This is a genomic window from Methylorubrum sp. Q1, from assembly GCF_004683995.1.
Taxonomy (GTDB): Bacteria; Pseudomonadota; Alphaproteobacteria; order Rhizobiales; family Beijerinckiaceae; genus Methylobacterium.
Genome location: NZ_SRHQ01000037.1, coordinates 15,704 through 33,762, shown reverse-complemented (window position 1 = coordinate 33,762; position 18,059 = coordinate 15,704). Strand labels below are relative to the sequence as shown.

The following is an 18,059-nucleotide window of genomic DNA, read 5'->3' as shown; positions in this document are numbered from 1 at the left end:
CGGCGCGGGCCGCATTGCTGCGCTGGCCCCATGCCTGTCCGGGTCAGAACGTGACGCCGCTCTTGACGCCGAAGACCAGGATGTCGTCCCGCCCGCCGACGCCGCCGGGACGGTTGATGAACTGGATGTTGGGCCGGACCACCACGTCGGGAGAGAGGGCGAGGCTGTAGAAGACCTCCAACGCGCGCTCGTATCCGGGGAGCGCGCGGACGCCACCATCGAGCAGGTTGGCCATCTGGACGCTCTGCGCCAGGGCCCGACTGGCATGTGACTGGCCGATGCCGACGCCGATCCAATCGAAGGGCCGCTCGGCCCAGAAGCCCTTGTAGACGAGGCCGATGGTCTCCTGCCTGTCGATGAGCGACGTCGAGGAGTTGGCCAGCGTGACGCGGACGAAGGCGGAGAGGTTGCGCAGCGGGTTGCCGGGATCGGGCCGGTAGAGTTCCTGCACGGCCACGCCGTAGAGACCGCTGCGGTCGCGGTTTGCGAGTGGCAGCCCGCCGGCCGACGCCAGGGGCAGGCCGTCGCGGTTGAGGAAGAGGTCGGGGCCGCCGCCGGTCTGGTACCACGCGCCGACCGTGTAGCTGCCGCGATAGGTGAAGGGCGGGAGCGTCGGGAAGGCGGCGGCCTCAACGATGGCCAGCGCACCGGCGGCACCGGTCGGGTCGAAGTTGAAGCCGTTCTCGAGGTCGCGCGGATTGACTTGGTAGACGCCGGCCATGAGGTAGCCGGTGTCGAGATTGCCGAGCCGCAGGCGGGCGGCATATTGCGAGACGGGCCAGTTGTACCAATAATTGCCGACAAGGTTGCCGGGCTGGTTTCCGCAGAACGTCAGGTTCTGGAACTCACAAGGAAAGCCGGCGAAGTCGGCGCTGACGGGCAGGCGGCCGAACTTGAGATCGACGAACTCGCCGAAGCGCTGGGTGTAGGAGAGCTGGGTTAGCCGCGGGAAGCGGCCGCGGCCGAAGATCTCCTCGGTCTGCTGGAGCACGTTAAGGTGCTGGTCCGCGGTGAGGCCGCGACCGAAGCGGTAGGTCAGGGCGAGGTTGAAGGTGCCGCCCGCGAGGCCGGCAAAGCGGTCCATGTCCACGGCGGCGCGCAGGGCGAGCTGTCCGGCGCCGCGCAGGGACTGGTAGGGGCCGCCCTGGATGTTGGTCGAGGTCTGGTAATCGAAGCTGCCGTCCGTGCGGATGCCGGCGCGGAAGAGGTCGTCGCGCAGGCCTCCGAAGTTGCCCAGCACGCCCCAGGTGGGCGCGGCGGCCTGCGTGTCGAGGCTGCCGGGCGGCGCCGGCCGGGACGAATCCGCCGTCGAGGGACGCGACGCGGTCGGGACGACGCCCGGAGATGCCTCCCCTCCCGCCGCGGGGGCGTGCCGGGATCGTGCGCGGGAACCATGCCCGGGCTCGGCCTGCGCGGCGCTCATCAGCGGCACGGCGGCGATTGACAGCGTGGCGAGAAGCCGTCTTTTTAGGGGCGACATAGACTTGAACACCCGCAGTTTGATTGGTGGATTCTCAGTAATAGCGCGATGAAAACGGAATTATTCCGCTCAATAAATTATATTTGCGAAGCATTGACCGTCTACTTCGCGCCGATCAACCCGCAGGCGGAAGGATTCGGAGCGAGGCGGCGCGGGGCAGGGCGCAGGTGACGGCCGAGACGAAGCGGAGGCTCTGGCCTCAACTTCTCCCGCTCGTGCGGCCGATCCCGCGGGTGTCGTTCTCTACCGGCTCCGCGCGCGAGCACGGCTCGCCCTGGAGGTACAGGGCGGTTCGCGAAACGTCCGCTCCCGACCTCATCCGCTGTGAGCGCGGCGGTGCAGCCGGCCTTTCGCGCGGGGCCATGCGTCGGGCGCCGCCCCTCACGGGACCGGGTGGGGCGCGCGCCCGACGGCGTTGAGGTTGAGGGCCTTGCGGGTGGCGGCGACGGCCTCGGTGGTGACCGGCGGCGCGGCGTTGCCCCAGCTGTTGCGGATGTAGGTCAGAGCCGCGGCGATCTGCTGGTCCGACAGGTTCCAGGCGAAGGACGGCATCGCCGCCCCCGTCGGATTCTCAGCCGTGATCGCGCCGCGTGCGCCCGCCAGCACGGTCCGGACGATGCCGGCGACCTCGTGCGACTGCACGGCGGTGTTGCCGGGGAAGCTCGGCGTCATGTGCCGGATTCCGGTTCCGTCGGAGGCGTGGCATGCCTTGCACTGAGCGTCGAAGACGCGCTTGCCCTGGGCCATGACCGGATCGGGGGCGGCGACGCGCCTCGCCTCGGTCGCGGGGCTCGGCGGCAGCGACTGGAGATAGTCGGCGACCGCGGCGAGATCGGCGTCGCTCAGATGCTGGGTCGAGTTCGTCACCGCCTCGGCCATCGGCCCCGAGGCGACCGCCATCCGGTTGCTGCCGATCTTGAGATACTGGACGATGTCGTCCTTCGACCAGTCGCCGATGCCGCCGGTCTTGCTCGTGGTGATGTCGGGGGCGTACCACGATTGCAGGACCTCGCCGTGATAGGCCTTGCTCGTCTTGTCGCCGCCGAGGACGTTCTTCGGCGTGTGGCAGGCGCCGCAATGGGCAAGCGCGTCGGAGAGATAGGCGCCGCGGTTCCAGGCGGCGGACCGGTCGGCCCTCGGCTGGAACCGCTTCTGCTCGAAGAACATCAGGTTCCACCCCATCAGCAGGGCGCGGATGTTGAAGGGAAACGGAAGCTGGTTGGTGACGACGGCGTTGCGGACCGGCGGCACGGTCTTCATGTAGAGCCACAGGTCGTGGACGTCGCGATCGGACATCTTGGTGTAGCTCGTGTACGGCATCGCCGGATACAGGTGCTGCCCCTCCTTCCCGAGCCCCTCGCGCAGGGCGCGGGTGAACTCCGCCTCGGTCCAGCGGCCGATGCCGGTCTCCGGGTCGGAGGTGATGTTGCTCGACAGCAGCGTGCCGAACGGGGTCTCCAGGGCGTAGCCGCCGGAGAACGGCTTCCCGCTCTTCGGATTGGTGTGGCAGGCCACGCAGTCGGCGGCCACCGCGATGTAGCGCCCGCGCTCGATGGCGGGGTCGGCCTCCGTCTTCGGCGCCTCCACCACCTTGGGCGCGTCGACGTCCTTCGTCTGGATCGGTGCCGGCTCGGACTGGGCCGAGGCGACGCTCCCGAGGGGAAGGCAGAGCGAGAGCGCTGCGGTGGCGAGGAGGGTGCGCAGGAGCAAGGTCACGGTCGTCACCTCAATTCGCCACCAGCGGACCGCGCTTGTCGAGATAAGTCTCGATGATCGCTTTCGCAGTCCAGAGGGTCAGGGCGCCGACCGTTCCGGTCGGGTTGTAGCCGGCGTTGTTGGGAAAGGACGACGCGCCGAGGACGAAGACGTTGTGAACGTCCCAGCTCTGCTGGAAACGGTTGAGCGCGCTGGTCTTCGGGTCGAGCCCCATCACCGCGCCGCCATTGGTGTGGTCGCTGGCGAGCTGGTAGGGCGAGGCGTGCTGGTTGGTCGCGTTCGTGCCGACGACGACCTTCGCTCCCATCTTCCGGCCGATCTCGACGCTCTTGTCCTCGATCAGCTTCGCCGAGCGGCGGTCGTTCTCGTTGTAGTCGTAGGTGAGCCGCAGGAGCGGGAGGCCGTGGATGTCCTTGTACTCGGGATCGAGGTCGAGATAGGCGTCCTTGTGCGCGAAGCTCGTGCCCTGGCCGAACAGGAACGTCCCGTTCTGGAAGCTGTGGGTGTAGGCCTTCTTCCACGCGCTGCCCCACCGGGGCGTTCCGGGCGGGAGGAAGTCGGCATTGCCGATCGGGCGGGCGCCGCGGGAGACGACGAGGATGCCGGCGCCGCCGATGAAGCCCATCCCGGTATGGTCGAAGTTGTCGCCGTTGAAGTCATCGACCTGGGCCGAGAGGGCGCCGGCGCCGATGAACTGGTTCAGGTACTCGTTCTCGAAGAAGATGTTGGCGCCGGACACGGTCTGGAAGCTGTAGGCCCGGCCGACGACGCCCTCGCCGGTCGCGTGATCGTAGGGCTTGCCGATCTTCGAGAGCAGCATCAGCCGCACGTTCTGCATCTGGAAGGCGGAGAAGACGACGATGTCCGCCGGCTGCTCCCAGGTCCGGTTGTCCTTGTCGACGTAGGTCACGCCGGTGGCGGTGGTCCCGTCCGGGGCGAGGTTGGCGCGCAGCACCGTCGATTCGGTCAGCACGCTGAAGTTCTTGCGCTGCATCAGCGCCGGGACGACGCAGTTGTTGGGCGTCGATTTCGACCAGTTGCCGCAGCCGTAATACAGACAGTAGCCGCAATAGGTGCAGGGCCCCATCCGGACGCCGAGCGGGTTGGTGTAGGCCCCCGAGGTCTGGCCCGCCGGAACCATGAAGGGATGGTAGCCGAGGCTGGCCGAGGCCTCGGTGAACAGGTCGGTCAGGCGGGTCGTCTTGAGGGGGGGCAGCGGATACTCGTCCGAGCGCGCCCCCTCGAAGATGTTGCCGCCGGGGATCTTCTCGCCCTTGAGGTTGCCGGCCTTGCCGGACACGCCGGCGATCTTCTCGAACCGGTCGTAGAATGGTTCGAGGTCGTCGTAGGTGACGCCCCAATCCTGCACGATCAGGCCGTCGAGGAGCTGCTCGGCGCCGTAGCGCGCGACGGTCATGCTGTAGGGCTGGAAGTCGAACGGCAGGAAGCGCCACGCCATGCCGGCCCAGTGGGTGCCCGACCCGCCGACATTGTAGCCCCACTCGTTGAAGTTCCAGTCCCGCGCGGGCAGCGCCTTCTGGGTCGGGTCGTTGCGGAAGGTGATGGTCTCGATCGCCGGCGGCAGCAGCATCGCCCGCCGGGTGTCCCAGCGCAGTTCGTCCATATCGACGGAGGGCGGGAAATCGACGGCCGTCTCGACCCAGGGGCCGCGCTCGATGGCGACGACATTGAGGCCGGCCCGGGTCAGCTCCTCGGCCATGAGCGAGCCGCACCAGCCGAGACCGACGATCACGGCATCGGCTTTTGGACGAACATTGGTCATCGGACGACAGCTTTCGGAACGATCAAGGGGCAGAAATCAAAGGGACTTGTCGATCATGCTGACCGGAACGAAGTCGAGCTTCTTTCCCTTCAAGTCGATGACATCGCGGAAATCGTACTGTGCTCCGGGAAATCCGAGCATCCGCCAGCTGACGAGATCCTTGTTGCCGCCGTAGAGCGGGTCGGCGAGGAAGCCTTCGCGGACGTTCTGCAGGATCTGCTCGAACATCTCCTTCGCATCGACCTCGCCGAGGTCGAGCGTTCCGGCCTCCATCGCCGAGAGGACTTTGTCCTGCTCGTCCGGGGGCAGGCTCGCGTAGCCCTTGCCGTGGGCCGCGCGGCAGTGGCGATCGAGGGCGGCGAGGCCGAGCCGGTAGCGGTCGGCCGGGGCGAGAGGGGATTGGATGCCCTGCTCGGCGGTTCCCTTGACGAAGCGGCCGAGGCGGTACTGCGTCGCCGCCCGGCCGTAGGGGCCGGCGAGTTCACGATCGATGAAGCGGACGCAGCCCGCCTCCCGGCCGCCGACGCTCAGGTCGTCCGCCGGGATGATCCGGTCGGCCATGGCGCCCACGGCCTCGGCTTCCGCAGGCGTGAAGAACACGAAGCGCTCCGACCCGGAATCGGGCAGCGGCGGAACGTTCGCCTGACCGGGCTCCCAGGGCATCTCGCCGCTGAGTTCCGCAGCCTGCGCGGTGGAGGCGTTGCCGGCAAGGGCCGCCATCGAGGCGAGTATCTGCCTTCTGTTCATATTCCCCCCGGGCGCCGACACTTCGATCGACATGCGCTTGGTTTTGAGATCGTGACGCGCGACTGCCTATCGGCCGGCACCGCGGTGCGGCCCCATGCGAGCGACAAGTCGGGTCGCCACACAATTCTTGCGGACATGCGTGCGTGCAGCATTGGCAGCACGCTCGATGACTATCGAAATCTCACGCCGCGCTCGAATTGCTGATCTCTCGTTGAATTAGCATATCTATAAATCAAGCTTGCGCGGCGGTCTCTTTCCGAAACGGACACGGTGTCTCTCCGCGCCGGCAGAAATCCGAGGTCGGCGCATCGCTTCCCCCTCCCGCCCGGCAAGACAGCCTGGCCCTGTCGGCGAGAGACCGGCGCGGCGCCGGGCCGTTGACGGTCGAAGCGCCCTTGCGCGCGGCCCTTGAGCGCGGCGGCCGGTCACCTGCGGGCCTCGGGTGCCGCGCCTGCGAAGAGGATAGCCATGATCCGCGTCACGCGCCTGCATCACACGGCGATCGCCGCCCACGACCTCGACGCGATGCGACGCTTCTATACCGAGGTGATCGGCCTCGACGCGCATCCGACAAAGACCAACTGGCTGCGGGCCGGGAACGGCTTCGTCGTGCACCTGATGCCGTCGCCCGACGCGCCCGCCTCGGGCCGGATCGAGCAGCACTTCGCGCTGGAGGTCGAGAGCCTGCGCGAGACCGCGGCGGCGCTGCTGCGCCAGGGCGTGACGCCGTACATGGCAAGCCTCGAATACGAGACCCACGCCGTGACCGATGCCGGCGACCCGCTCGATTTCGGGATCGGCACGCTCTTCGTGGCCGATCCGGAGGGCAACACGATCGAGTTCGTCGAGCCGGATACGGGCATCTTCGCCGAAGTCCCGCTCGAAGCGCAGGATACGTAGCGGCCCGCCGCGCTCGTCCTCATCCGGACTCTCGCCGAGGACGCAAGAGTCCCTTGCCCCCGCGGCCAGCCACTATCGATTGTGCCTCCCGTTTGCCTCCCTATGCTGCCGCCGCATTTCACCCGTCGATCCGCGCTTGCCGTGCTTGCCGCCAGCGGAGTTCTGCCCCCCATGTCGATGACCACCGCACAGGCGGCGCGTGCCGCCTCCGCGCCGACGCCTGTCCTCACGCTCGCGGCGCAGTCCCGCTGGCTGTGCAACGGCGTCGCCGCCGCCCCGGACGGCACCCTGTTCCTCGGCCTGCCGCGCTTCCCCGACCACAGAGAGACCCCCTCGCTCGTCAGGGTCGAACAGGACGGGGCGCTGTCGCCGTTCCCCGGTGGCGCGTGGAACGCGTGGAGCCAGGGCGGCGACGGGCAATCGGCCTTCGTCATGGTGAACGCCGTCCACGTCTTCAACGACGGGACGCTGTGGGTCGTCGATCAGGGGGCCGTGGGCGAGCGTGCCGTGCCGGGCGGGCAGAAGATCGTCCGCCTCGATCCGCGCACCGGGACCGTGCTCGCGGTGCTCCGCTTCGGCGACGACATCCTGCCGGCCGGCGCGACGATGAACGACCTGCGCCTGCACGACCACATGCTCTACGTCACCGATTCCGGGCTCGGCGGCATCATCGTCCACGATCTGGCGGCGAACCGGACCCTGCGCCGCCTCTCCGGCCACCCGCTTCTGCGCAAGCCCGAGGGCGCGGCGCAGAAGGGGCAGGGCGGCCGCATCCTGGCCGATGCCGACGGCCGCCGGCCCGCGGTCGCCAGCGACATGATCGAACTCGATGCCGACGGGGCCTGGCTCTACTGGGCGACGCCGACCGGGCCGGTCCGCCGGATCGCGACGGCCCTGCTCACCGACGAGAGCCTGACCGATGCCGACCTCGCGTCGGCGATCCAGACCATCGCCGAGATCCCGACCATCGGCGGCACGGCGATGGACACGCTGGGCAACCTCTACCTGTCCGACGCCGAGAACCGCCGGATCGCCGTGCTGACGCCGCAGGGGCGGATGCTGACGCTGGTGCAGGACGACCGGCTGGCCTCGCCCGACGCCATCTGCATCGACGGGCAGCGCCGCCTGCTGGTCCCCGCCTCCCAGCTCGAGAACCTCGCCTCCGGCACCGGGGGCGACGACCGCACGCGGGCGCCCTGGCAGGTCCTCGCCCTGCAACTACCGCGGGAGCTGGCCGGCATCCGCCTCGGCGACGCGGTAACCGGCCGTTCGCCGCCGCGGGGCCTGTCCAACATCCACGGCATCGAGCACGTCGCGATGACGGTGCCGGACATGGAGGCGGCGATCCGCTTCCTCGAGGAGGCGTTCGGCGCGACGGTGCTCTACCGCCACCTCAAGCTGACGGACGCGCCGCTCACGGCCGCCGATGTCGGCCGGATCAACGGCCTGCCGGAGACCGCGACCATGCGCGGCGCCTGCCAGATGCGCCTCGGCGACGGGGCCAACATCGAGCTGTTCCAGCTCACGGGGATCGCCCGCACCGAGGCGGCGGGGATCAACGATATCGGGCTCAACCACTTCAGCATGTTCGTGGACGACATCGCCCTGGCGACGGAGCGGTTCGCGGCCGCGGGCGGGACGCTGCTCGAAGGCCCCAATGACCTCGGTCTCAGCGAGACCGGGGCGGGCAACCAGCTGTGGTTCGGCCGGATGCCGTGGGGCACCTGGGTCGAGTTCATGACCTTCCGCTCGCCGCTCCGCTACGATGCCGGCGCGACCCAGGAGCGCCGATTTCCGGCCCGCGGCTGATCCGGGTTCAGGTGCCGGCCGCCGCCGGCACCGACCGGCGCGAGATCGCACCGAGGGAGGCGGTGAGGTCGCGCGCGACCTTCCGGTCTCCCGGCACCCGGCGCCGGCTCAGGTCCGCCAGCAGCGCGTCGCGCGTGGAGAGAACCTCCAGGATCAGCGCGTCATGCTCGACCTCGAACCGCGCCTCCGTGGTGGAGAGGCTGATCCCCAGGAGGTCGCCCGGACCGGGGCCGGCCTGGAGCGTGAAGGCAATGCAGCAGCGGCCCTGGACCAGTTCGGAATGCTCGACCGCGTAGCCGCGCAGGCGGACCTCGGCGAGGTTGCGCAGGAGGGCGCCGGAATCGGTGATCGTGTTCCCGGTGAAGCGCCGGAGTTCGCCCCGCCCGTAGAGGGCGCGGATCTCCCCGTCGTCGAACCGGGCGAGCAGGGCCTTGCCCATGGCGGTGGCGTGGGCGGGCAGCCGCTTACCGACCCGCGAGACCGCGAGCACGGAGTAGCGCCCCTCCTCGCGCATCACGTAGAGCACGTCCTCGCCCTCGATCGTCGCCACGCTCGCGGTCTCACCGGTCCGCTGCGCCAGGGCGCGCAGGGCGGAGCGGACGCTCTCCTCGAACGGGACGTTGCTCTGGTAGGCGCCGCCGATCTCCGCCGCGGCCGAGCCGAGACGGTAGTGCAGGCTCCCCGAAATCCCGGGCGCGGCCTCCTCGACGACGAAGCCGCGGGTGCCGAGGGTCTTGAGGGTGCGGTAGAGCAGCGAGCGCGAATAGGTCGTCCGCTCGATCAGCGCCGCCAGCGTCATCGGGCCGTCCGCCCGCGCGAGGGCGAGCAGGAGGTCGGCGGCGCAGGCGGCGGCCGGGGCGCTATACTTGAGCTTCTCGTCGGACTGCATCGGCAACTCCCCGTCGTCGAGGATCGACCTCGCCGAGACGGCGCCTCACGTCAACGCCTTGGCCGCCCGGATCGCCTGCCGCCCGCCCTGGGCGATGAAGGCGGAATCGGAGCCGATCCCGACGAAGGCGAAGCCCATCTGGACGTAGCGCGCGGCGCTGGCCGCGTCGCCCGCGAGCACGCCGGCGCCGATGCCGGCACTGCGGCAGGCGGAGACCACGCGGCGCAGGGCGGCGGCGAAGTCGGGCGCGTCGAGGGAGGGCGTGGTGCCGAGGGCTGCGGCGAGGTCGCGCGGCCCGACGAAGAGGACATCGACGCCGGGCGTGCGGGCGATGCGCTCCACGTCCGACAGGGCCGGCTGCGTCTCGATCTGCACGATCGCCACCACGGCGTCGTTGGCACGGCCGAGATAGTCGGGATCGAGGCCGAAGGCGGCGGCGGAGTGGTAGGTCGCGACGCCGCGGTCGCCCTGCGGCGGGTAGCGCAGGTGGCTGACGAATGCCGCCGCCTCCTCGGCGCTGTCGAGCCGGGGCGCCATCACCGCCTCGACGCCGAGGTCGAGCACGCGGCCGCAGCGGATGCGCGTCGGCGTCTCGACGCGCACCGCCGTGCCGACGCCGTGGCGCCTGGCGACGGCGATCTGGCCGATCAGGTCGCGCTCGTTGCCCGCCCCGTGTTCGAGGTCGAACAGCAGCCAGTCGAAGCCCGCCAGCGCGCAGACCTCCGCCGCGACCGTCGAACCGAGGCCGACGAAGGTGCCGTAGGTCGTGCCCGATCGGACCAGTTCCCCGAACGGCATCGGCTTGGTGCCCACCATCTTCCGCGTCTCCATTAATTCATATCTGAACTGCGTGTTTTCGATATGAAGCACCCTGACATCGAGAATGCAATATCGATCCGCCAACGAATCAGAGGTTGCACTGTTGATCCGGTTGTTTTAGCAGTCTTACTCAGAAACGCTAGTTCAAATATGAACAGCCAGTCACTCCGTCGAACGGAGTGCGGGAGGAGACATGACACCGGAGCATCTGTGCGAACGGGACGTTGAGGCCGTCGTCGCGACGACGCCCGAGAGCGTGTTTCTGCTCTCGGGCCATCTCACGTGGCTGGGCGAGCGGATGCGCGGCTGGATGGGCGGCCCCGCGGGCGACGCCGCCTTCCAGGCCGGATACGCCGTCCTCACCCGGGACGGTCGCGTCGGGCTGGCGGCGCGTGCGGTCACCCGGATGGCGGCCGAGGCGGCGGCGCCGGACAGCCTCGTGCTGTACGGCCGGGCCTGCCCGGCCGCCGACGCCGACGCCGCGCTGTCCCTGTTGCTGGCCGAGATGGGCCTCGCCGGCCGCACCATCGGTGTGGAATGGGACGGGGCCGGCCGCGGCCTCGCCCGAAGCCTGGAGCCGGTGGCGACCCGGGACGCCTCGCTCTGGCTGCGCAGCCTGCGCGCGGTGAAGACCGAAGCGGCGCTCCGGACGATGCGGGAGGCCGCGACCGCCACCGAGGCGGCGATGGAAGCCGTCTTCGCCGCCTGGACCGCCGACGCCGATCCGCGGGCGCTGCGGACCGTGTTCCGCGTCGCCCTGGCGGAGCGGGACTGCGACTTCGACCACCTGGTCTTCGGAGCGCCCGGCGGCGGCGTGTGCGACGCCGCGAGGCCGCCGGAACCCGTCACGGCCCTCTTCTTCGATGCCGGTGCCCGCTGTGGCCGCTACTACTCGGATACCGGCACGACGCTGACGCGGGCCGGCTTCACGGCCGCCGACCGCGAGCGTCACGCCGGCGCGCTCGCCGCGCTGGCGGCGGCCGAGCGCGCCCTGCGGCCGGGCCGGCCCGCTTCCTCGGCCTGGGCGGCGATGCAGGACGAGGCGCGGCGGATCCCGGGCCTCGTCGCGCAGGGGCACGGCCTCGGCCTCGGCATCCGCGAATGGCCGCTGCTCGGGCCGCCGAGCGACGCCGTGCTGAGCGACGGCCTCGGCACCTACCCGGTCGATGCCGTGCTCGCCCCCGGCATGGTGGTGAACCTCGAAGCCGGCGGGCACTTCGCCGACGGCACCTCCGTGCAGGTCGAGAAGAGCTTCGTCGTCGGCGCCGACGCCGCCGTCCCGCTGGCCGCGCAGCCGCGCGACGCCCCGATCCGCCTCCCGGCCTGATCCCCCATCCGAACCGATCCCCACCCAGAGGAAAGGCAATCCGCCCATGACCCGACAGAAGACCATCCGGCTGACGACCGCCCAGGCGATCCTGCGCTACTTCGCGGCCCAGCACACCCGGCGCGACGGACGCGAACGGCCGCTCATCGGCGGCGTGTTCGGCATCTTCGGCCACGGCAACGCCAGCGGCTTCGGCCACGCCCTCGCGACCGGCGCGGGCGGGCTGACCTACCATCAGGGCAAGAGCGAGCAGGCGATGGTCCATGCGGCGATCGGCTATGCCCGCGCCCACAACCTCGCCTCGACCCTGGCGGTGACGGCCTCGATCGGGCCGGCCGCCACCAACCTCGTCACCGGCGCCGGCACCGCCACGCTCAACCGCGTGCCCGTGCTGCTCCTGCCGGGCGACGTCTTCGCCAGCCGCCGTCAGGGCCCGATCCTGCAGGGGCTGGAGATGGCGGGCAGCTACGACATGACCGTCAACGACACCCTGCGCCCGGTCAGCCGCTTCTTCGACCGGATCACGCGGCCCGAGCAGATCATCCATTCCCTGCCGCACGCCACCGCCGCGCTGCTCGACCACGGCCAGGCCGGCGCCGTGACCGTGGCGGTCTGCCAGGATGTCGAGGGCGAGGCGTTCGACTTCCCCCTGGCGTTGTTCGAGCGGCGCGTCCACGACCTCGAGCGGCTCGCGCCCTCCGAGACCGCCCTGGCGGCCGCCGCCGAACGGGTGCGGGCCGCGCGCAAGCCCCTCATCATCGCGGGCGGCGGCGTCCGCTATTCCGAGGCGGAGGCGAGCCTCGCCGCCCTGTCCGACGCCTGCGGCATCCCGGTGGTCGAGAGCTTCGCCGGCCGCGGCGCCGGCCGGGAGGCGCGCCTCAACGCGGGCGGCGTCGGCTTCATCGGATCGCCGGCCGCCAACGAACTCGCGACCGAGGCCGACCTCGTGCTCGCCGTCGGCACCCGCCTGTCGGACACGCTCACCGGCTCGCACACGCTGTTCCAGAACCCCGATGTGAACTTCGTGACGCTGAACCTCGCCGAGCGCGACCTGCGCAAGATGGGCGCACTGGCGCTGCGGGCCGATGCAAGGGCCGGGCTCGACGGGCTCGCGGCGGCCCTGGAGGGCCATACCGCCCCGGCCGAATGGCGCGACCGCGCCGACCGGGCGATCCTGCGCCATGTCGCGCGGGTCGGCGAGATCGTCGGGACCGAGAATCCCCGCATGACCGGCTACGAGGCGGTCGCCGAGATCAAGGACGCCGCCCGCCGCGAAGACCGCGTGGTGTTCTCCTCCTCGACGGCGATCGGGCAGGCCCACACCATCTGGGACAGCCGCAGCGATGCCCCGGTCGACATGGAATACGGCTTCAGCTGCATGGGCTACGAGATCCCGGCCGCCCTCGGCGCGGCGATGGCCGGCACGGTGAAGGGCCGCATCCTCGCGCTCATCGGCGACGGCACCTTCCTGATGGGCAACACCACCGAGATCGTCACGGCGATCCAGGAGGGCCTCGCCTTCACGATCGTGGTGGTGGTCAACCGGGGCTGGCAGTGCATCCGCGGCCACCAGCTCGGCTCCTACGGCGAGGAGTTCGGCACGCAGTTCCGCCGCCGCGAGGGGGACGCCCGCAACCTGACCGGCGAGACGCTCGCGATCGACTACGTCGCCAACGCCCGCTCGCTGGGCGCCGACGGCCTCGACGTGCACAGCCGCGCCGAGTTGCGGGACGCCCTGGAGCAGGCACGCCGCTCCGACCGGCCCTTCCTGATCGCGGCGCATGTCGAGGACGCACCGCTGCCGATCGAGAACGGCGCGTGGTGGGAGTTCGGCATTCCGCAGGCGGATGCGCCCGAGGGCCTGCGCGAGACCCGCGCCGCCTTCGAGGCGGCCGCCGCGAAGCACCGGTGGTTCGTCTGAGGGAGGGGATCATGAAGGGTACGACGATCACGCGCGTCTCGACGCTGCGCAGCGCCCTGCAGCCGAACCTGCTGTGGGTGGAGATCGAGGATGCCGACGGCGTCGTCGGCCTCGGCGAGACCTTCTCGCTGGCCGAGACCGTGGAATCCTACATCCACGAGGGCGCGGCCGACTACCTGCTCGGCAAGGATGCGGGCGACATCGCCGGACACTGGACGACGCTGTTCCGCCAGCGCGGCCGCTCCGGCATCGGCGCCGAGACCCGGGGTGCGGCCGCCATCGACATCGCCCTGTGGGACCTGCTCGGCCACCGCACGGGCCTGCCGCTGTGGCAGCTCCTCGGCGGCCGCTCGCGGGAGCGGATCCGCGTCTACAACACCTGCGGCGGCCCGAACTACGTGCGGGCCGCGGCGGTGGCCGGGCGGCAATATACCGGCGACTTCGTGCGCGACCCCTACGACGACCTCTGGGGCTTCATGAACGAGCCCGAGCGGCTCGCCGAGAGCCTGCTCGCCGAGGGTGTGCGCCACATGAAGATCTGGCCGCTCGACGACATCTCGGTGGTGAACCAGGGGCTGCACATCTCCGCGTCGGAGCTGCGCACGGCGCTCGCGCCCCTCGCCCGCATCCACAAGGCCTTCGAGGGCGAGATGGAGGTCGCCCTCGAGATGCACGCACGCTGGACCGTGCCGGTGGCGAGCAAGATCGCCCGGGCCGCCGAGCAGTACCAGCCGATGTGGATCGAGGACCCGGTCAAGCTCGACAACCTGCGCGCCATCGACGAGGTCTGCCGCGCGACGACGATCCCGGTCCTCGTCGGCGAGACCCAGGGCTCGCGCTACCCCTACCGCGAGATCCTCGAACGCACGGGGGTCGGCATCATCATGTCCGACCCGTGCTGGACCGGCGGCGTCACCGAGCTGCGGCGCATCGCCGACCTCGCGGCCACCTACCAGCGCGCGTTCACGCCCCACGACTGCACCGGCCCGATCGGGCTCGCCGCCGGCGCGCACGTCGCCCTGCACGCCGAGACCGCGATCTTCCAGGAATTCGTCCGCGCCTTCTATCACGGCTGGTACCGCGAGGTGAGCGAGGGCCTGCCGCTGATCGAGAACGGCTGGCTCACCGCGGCCGACCGGCCCGGCCACGGCGTCACGATCCCCGAAGAGGTCCGCAAGCGCCCCGAATGGTCGGCGCGCACGAGCCGGAAGGGAGCCTGACCATGGCGAGCCCCACTCCTGCGAGCGGCCTGCGCGAGGGCCTGAGCTACGCGCCGCCGCACCGCCCGTCGGACCGGCTCGCGGGCGAGACGGCCGTGATCACCGGCGCCGGCAGCGGCGTCGGGGCGGAGACGGCCCGCATCCTCCACGCCGAGGGTGCCCACGTCGTCCTGAACGGCCTCACCGCCGGCCGCCTCGAAGCGCTCGCCGCCGAACTCGGCCCCCGCACCACCGTCCTGCCCGGGGACGTCACCGACCTCGCCTACCTGGAGCGCCTCGCCGAGGAGGCGCAGGCCGTCGGCGGGGGCCGCGTCGGCGTCCTCGTCAACAATGCCGGCGCCACGATCCGCGGCTCCCTGGCGGAGACCACCCCCGACAACTTCATGTCGACGGTGGAACTCAACCTGAACGGGGCGGTGCAGCTCACCCGCCTCCTGGCGCCGGCCATGTGCGAGGCGCGGCAGGGATCGATCGTCAACATGGCGTCGATCACCTCGCTGAAGGGGTTGGGCGGTGCCGTCGCCTACACCGCCTCCAAGGCGGGCATGACGGGGGTCACGCGGGCGCTGGCCGTGGAGCTGGCCCCGTTCAACGTCCGCGTCAACGCGGTCTGTCCCGGCGTGATCGATACGCCGATGACCTGGGAGCACGCCGAGGCGCAGCCCGATCCGGCCGCCCACTACGCGATGCTCCGGGCCCGCCAGCCGATGAACCGGCTCGCCTCCGCCCGCGACTGCGCCCTGGCGGTGCTGTTCCTGGCGAGCCCGGACTCGGCCTTCATCACCGGAGCCGCGCTCCCGGTGGATGGCGGGCGCCACGCTGCCTGAGGACGCCGCCTGAGAACGCGGCCTCCGGCCACCGCCCGAGGCCGCCGACCTCGGGCCGCCGACCTCGGGCCGCCGACCTCGGGCCGCGACGACAAGCCGACAAAAACCACACCGGGGAGGAACGAGCACATGTCCCATGGAACCATGGCGCCGGACACGGTCGCCCTCGATCTGCCGGAACTCGGCAAGGGTCGTCACACCGCCCGCCTCAGCCTGATCGGCGTGATCGCCACCTTCGGCGGGTTGCTGTTCGGCTACGACACCGGCGTGCTGAACGGGGCGTTGTCCTACATCGCCGACTATTTCGGCCTGTCGCCGCTCCAAGAGGGGTTCGTCACCTTCAGCCTGCTGATCGGCGCGACCCTCGGCGCCCTGGCCGGCGGGCGGATCTCGGACCGGATCGGGCGGCGGGTCACCATCACAGGCCTCGGCGCCCTGTTCTTCGTCGGCGCGCTCGGCTGCGTCCTGGCGCCGACCTACGACATCCTCATCGTCTTCCGCGTCGTGCTCGGCCTCGCGGTCGGCGGCGCGTCGGTCACGGTGCCGGTCTACCTCTCCGAGGTCGCCCCGGCGGAGCAGCGCGGCAGCATGATCGGCCGCAACGACATCATGATCGTGTCCGGCCAGTTCCTGGCCTTCCTGTTCAACGCCGTCATCGGCAACGTGCTGGGCGGCAACGAGCACGTCTGGCGCATCATGCTCGCCGTCGCGCTCCTGCCCGCCGTCGTCCTGTTCCTCGGGATGCGCCGGATGCCCGAGAGCCCGCGCTGGCTGATGGCGCAGGGCCGCTCCCCCGAAGCCCTGGACGTGCTGCGCACGATCCGCTCCGAGGCCCGCGCCCAGGCCGAGATGGAAGAGGTGCGCGTCCTCGCGCGGCTCGACGCGGTCAAGCGCTCGACCAGCTGGCGCGACCTCGTGGCGGAGCCCTGGCTGGTGCGCCTGCTCTTCGTCGGCATGGGGCTGGCCGCGCTCGCGCAGCTCACCGGCATCAACTCGGTGATGTATTACGGGACGCAAGTCCTTGAGCAGGCCGGCTTCACCCGGAACACGGCCCTGATCTTCAACGTGCTGAACGGCCTGATCAGCATCGTGGCGATGCTCGTCGGCGTGATGGTGGTCAACCGCGTCGGACGCCGCTCGATGCTGATCCTCGGCTTCGGCTGCGCGACGGCGCTGCACGTCTTCATCGGCGTGATCGGCATCGTCGTGCCGCTCGACAACCCGGCCCGGCCCTACCTCCTGACCGTCGGCATGTTCGGCTTCCTCGCGATCGTGCAGGGGACCATCCAGCTCGTGAGCTGGATCATGATGTCGGAGATCTTCCCGCTGCGGGTGCGCGGGCTGATGATCGGCGCGAGCGTCGCGGTTCTGTGGCTCACCAACGCGCTGATCTCGCTCGCCTTCCTGCCCGTCGTGCAGACCCTCGACTTCGCGACCTTCTTCCTGTTCGGCGGCTGCTGCCTGTTCGGGGTGGTCTTCACGGCGCGCTGGCTGCCGGAGACGCGGGATCGGAGCCTGGAATCGATCGAGGCGGAGCTGTCCGCGGGAGGCGCCCGTGTCTGAGCGTATCCGCTTCGGGGTCAGCCCCATCGCCTGGATCAACGACGACCTGCCCGAACTCGGGGCCGGGACACCGCTGGAGCGGATGTTCCACGAGGCCGCCGCGATCGGCTACGACGGGATCGAACTGGGCGGCGCCTTCCCCCGCGAGCCCGCGGCACTCTCGGCCCTCCTGGCTCCGTCCGGGCTGGCCCTGGCCGCGGGCTGGTACGCCAGCAGCCTGCTCACCGTCGATGCCGAGGCGGAGATCGAGGCGCTCCAGCCGCATCTTCGGCTGCTGAGGGCGATGGGATGCGACGTCTTCATCGCCGCCGAATGCTCCACCTCCATCCACGGCCTGCGCCGCGTGCCCCTGGCCCACCGGCCGGTGCTGGACTGGGCGGGCTGGCGCCGCTTCGGCCGGGAGCTGACGCACCTGTCCGAGTACCTGGCCCGCGAGGGCTTCCGGCTGGCCTACCACCACCATCTCGGCACCGCGGTCCAGAGCGTGACCGACCTGAGCGCGATGCTCGCCCACACCCCGAGCCATGTCGGCCTCGTGCTCGATACCGGCCACGCGGTGTTGGGCGGGATCGATCCGGTCGCGCTGATCCGCGAACATCCGGAACGGATCGCCCATGTCCACTGCAAGGATGTGCGCCCACCGGCCTTCGCCGCCGTCGAGGCCGCGGGAGGCAGCTTCCTCGACGGCGTCCTGGCGGGGATGTTCACGGTGCCGGGGGACGGCAGCCTCGCCTTCGGCCCTGTGCTCCGCGCACTCGCCGACATCAAGTATCGCGGCTGGCTGATCGTCGAGGCGGAGCAGGATCCCCAGATCGCCGATCCGCGCATCTACGGTCGGATCGGGCTGGAGACCGTGCGTCGGGAGGCGATCGGTGCGGGCCTGACGACATGGACGGGGTCGCTCGCCCGCGCAGCGGTCGGAGCGCCTTCGCCCCGCAACGCCCCATCGCAATCGCCCGCAGCGACGCTGTTCCCGCTCGCGGAGCTGGCCCTGTCCGGGCTCGCATAGAGCGCATTTCGACGAAGTGGAAGCCGGTTCGCCGAAAGAATGCGCATCA

Annotated in this window: 14 protein-coding genes; 8 read left to right on the top strand and 6 right to left on the bottom strand. The window is 70.5% G+C overall.

Annotation, left to right across the window (positions count from 1 at the left end; genetic code table 11):
- Nucleotides 1-43: 43 nt before the first annotated feature.
- The 4 genes from E4V01_RS23630 to E4V01_RS23615 form a co-directional block, all read right to left on the bottom strand.
- Entirely contained in the window at nt 44-1,423 is a 1,380-nt protein-coding gene (locus E4V01_RS23630) for a carbohydrate porin (protein WP_210172759.1), read from the bottom strand.
- A gap of 438 nt (nt 1,424-1,861) precedes the next feature.
- Nucleotides 1,862-3,196 (bottom strand): cytochrome c, encoded by a 1,335-nt coding sequence (locus E4V01_RS23625; RefSeq protein ID WP_060772202.1) that lies wholly within the window; start codon nt 3,194-3,196, stop codon nt 1,862-1,864.
- A gap of 10 nt (nt 3,197-3,206) precedes the next feature.
- The gene (locus tag E4V01_RS23620) at nt 3,207-4,979 is read right to left on the bottom strand and encodes a GMC family oxidoreductase (RefSeq protein ID WP_135300051.1); all 1,773 of its coding nucleotides are present in this window, start codon (nt 4,977-4,979) and stop codon (nt 3,207-3,209) included.
- Between the two features lie 36 nt (nt 4,980-5,015).
- A complete protein-coding gene (locus E4V01_RS23615) occupies nt 5,016-5,699 on the bottom strand; it encodes a gluconate 2-dehydrogenase subunit 3 family protein (protein WP_245517680.1) in 684 nt (227 codons plus the stop codon).
- Between the two features lie 495 nt (nt 5,700-6,194).
- On the opposite strand from E4V01_RS23615, the gene E4V01_RS23610 reads away from it, so the two are divergent.
- Together E4V01_RS23610 and E4V01_RS23605 are read left to right on the top strand one after the other, a co-directional pair.
- On the top strand, nt 6,195-6,626 hold the full coding sequence (locus E4V01_RS23610; protein ID WP_060769334.1) for a VOC family protein: 432 nt from the start codon (nt 6,195-6,197) through the stop codon (nt 6,624-6,626).
- A 171-nt stretch (nt 6,627-6,797) separates the two neighbouring features.
- Nucleotides 6,798-8,435 carry an L-dopachrome tautomerase-related protein gene (locus E4V01_RS23605; RefSeq protein WP_083530805.1) on the top strand — a complete coding sequence of 546 codons (1,638 nt, stop codon included), beginning with the start codon at nt 6,798-6,800 and terminating at the stop codon, nt 8,433-8,435.
- Between the two features lie 7 nt (nt 8,436-8,442).
- On the opposite strand, the gene E4V01_RS23600 is transcribed toward E4V01_RS23605, so the two are convergent.
- Complete coding sequence (locus tag E4V01_RS23600; protein WP_135300050.1) at nt 8,443-9,324, bottom strand: IclR family transcriptional regulator; 882 nt, start codon at nt 9,322-9,324, stop codon at nt 8,443-8,445.
- Between the two features lie 45 nt (nt 9,325-9,369).
- Nucleotides 9,370-10,140, bottom strand: a complete 771-nt coding sequence (locus tag E4V01_RS23595) for an HpcH/HpaI aldolase/citrate lyase family protein (protein ID WP_060772201.1) — start codon at nt 10,138-10,140, stop codon at nt 9,370-9,372.
- Nucleotides 10,141-10,336: 196 nt separating this feature from the next.
- Between E4V01_RS23595 and E4V01_RS23590 the strand changes: the two genes are divergently transcribed.
- From E4V01_RS23590 to iolE, 6 genes are all read left to right on the top strand, one after another.
- Nucleotides 10,337-11,470: a M24 family metallopeptidase gene (locus E4V01_RS23590; protein ID WP_135300049.1), complete on the top strand. Its 1,134-nt coding sequence runs from the start codon at nt 10,337-10,339 to the stop codon at nt 11,468-11,470.
- A 46-nt stretch (nt 11,471-11,516) separates the two neighbouring features.
- Nucleotides 11,517-13,391 carry a thiamine pyrophosphate-dependent enzyme gene (locus E4V01_RS23585; protein WP_060769331.1) on the top strand — a complete coding sequence of 625 codons (1,875 nt, stop codon included), beginning with the start codon at nt 11,517-11,519 and terminating at the stop codon, nt 13,389-13,391.
- A gap of 11 nt (nt 13,392-13,402) precedes the next feature.
- Nucleotides 13,403-14,611, top strand: a complete 1,209-nt coding sequence (locus tag E4V01_RS23580) for a mandelate racemase/muconate lactonizing enzyme family protein (RefSeq protein WP_135300048.1) — start codon at nt 13,403-13,405, stop codon at nt 14,609-14,611.
- Between the two features lie 2 nt (nt 14,612-14,613).
- Nucleotides 14,614-15,438, top strand: coding sequence for an SDR family NAD(P)-dependent oxidoreductase (locus E4V01_RS23575; protein WP_193763289.1), 825 nt, complete (start codon nt 14,614-14,616; stop codon nt 15,436-15,438).
- 129 nt (nt 15,439-15,567) lie between these two features.
- A complete protein-coding gene (locus tag E4V01_RS23570; protein ID WP_060769328.1) occupies nt 15,568-17,001 on the top strand; it encodes a sugar porter family MFS transporter in 1,434 nt (477 codons plus the stop codon).
- Nucleotides 16,994-18,010: a myo-inosose-2 dehydratase gene (iolE, locus tag E4V01_RS23565; RefSeq protein WP_060769327.1), complete on the top strand. Its 1,017-nt coding sequence runs from the start codon at nt 16,994-16,996 to the stop codon at nt 18,008-18,010. The genes E4V01_RS23570 and iolE overlap by 8 nt, the downstream gene beginning before the upstream one ends.
- The last annotated feature ends 49 nt before the right edge of the window (nt 18,011-18,059 follow it).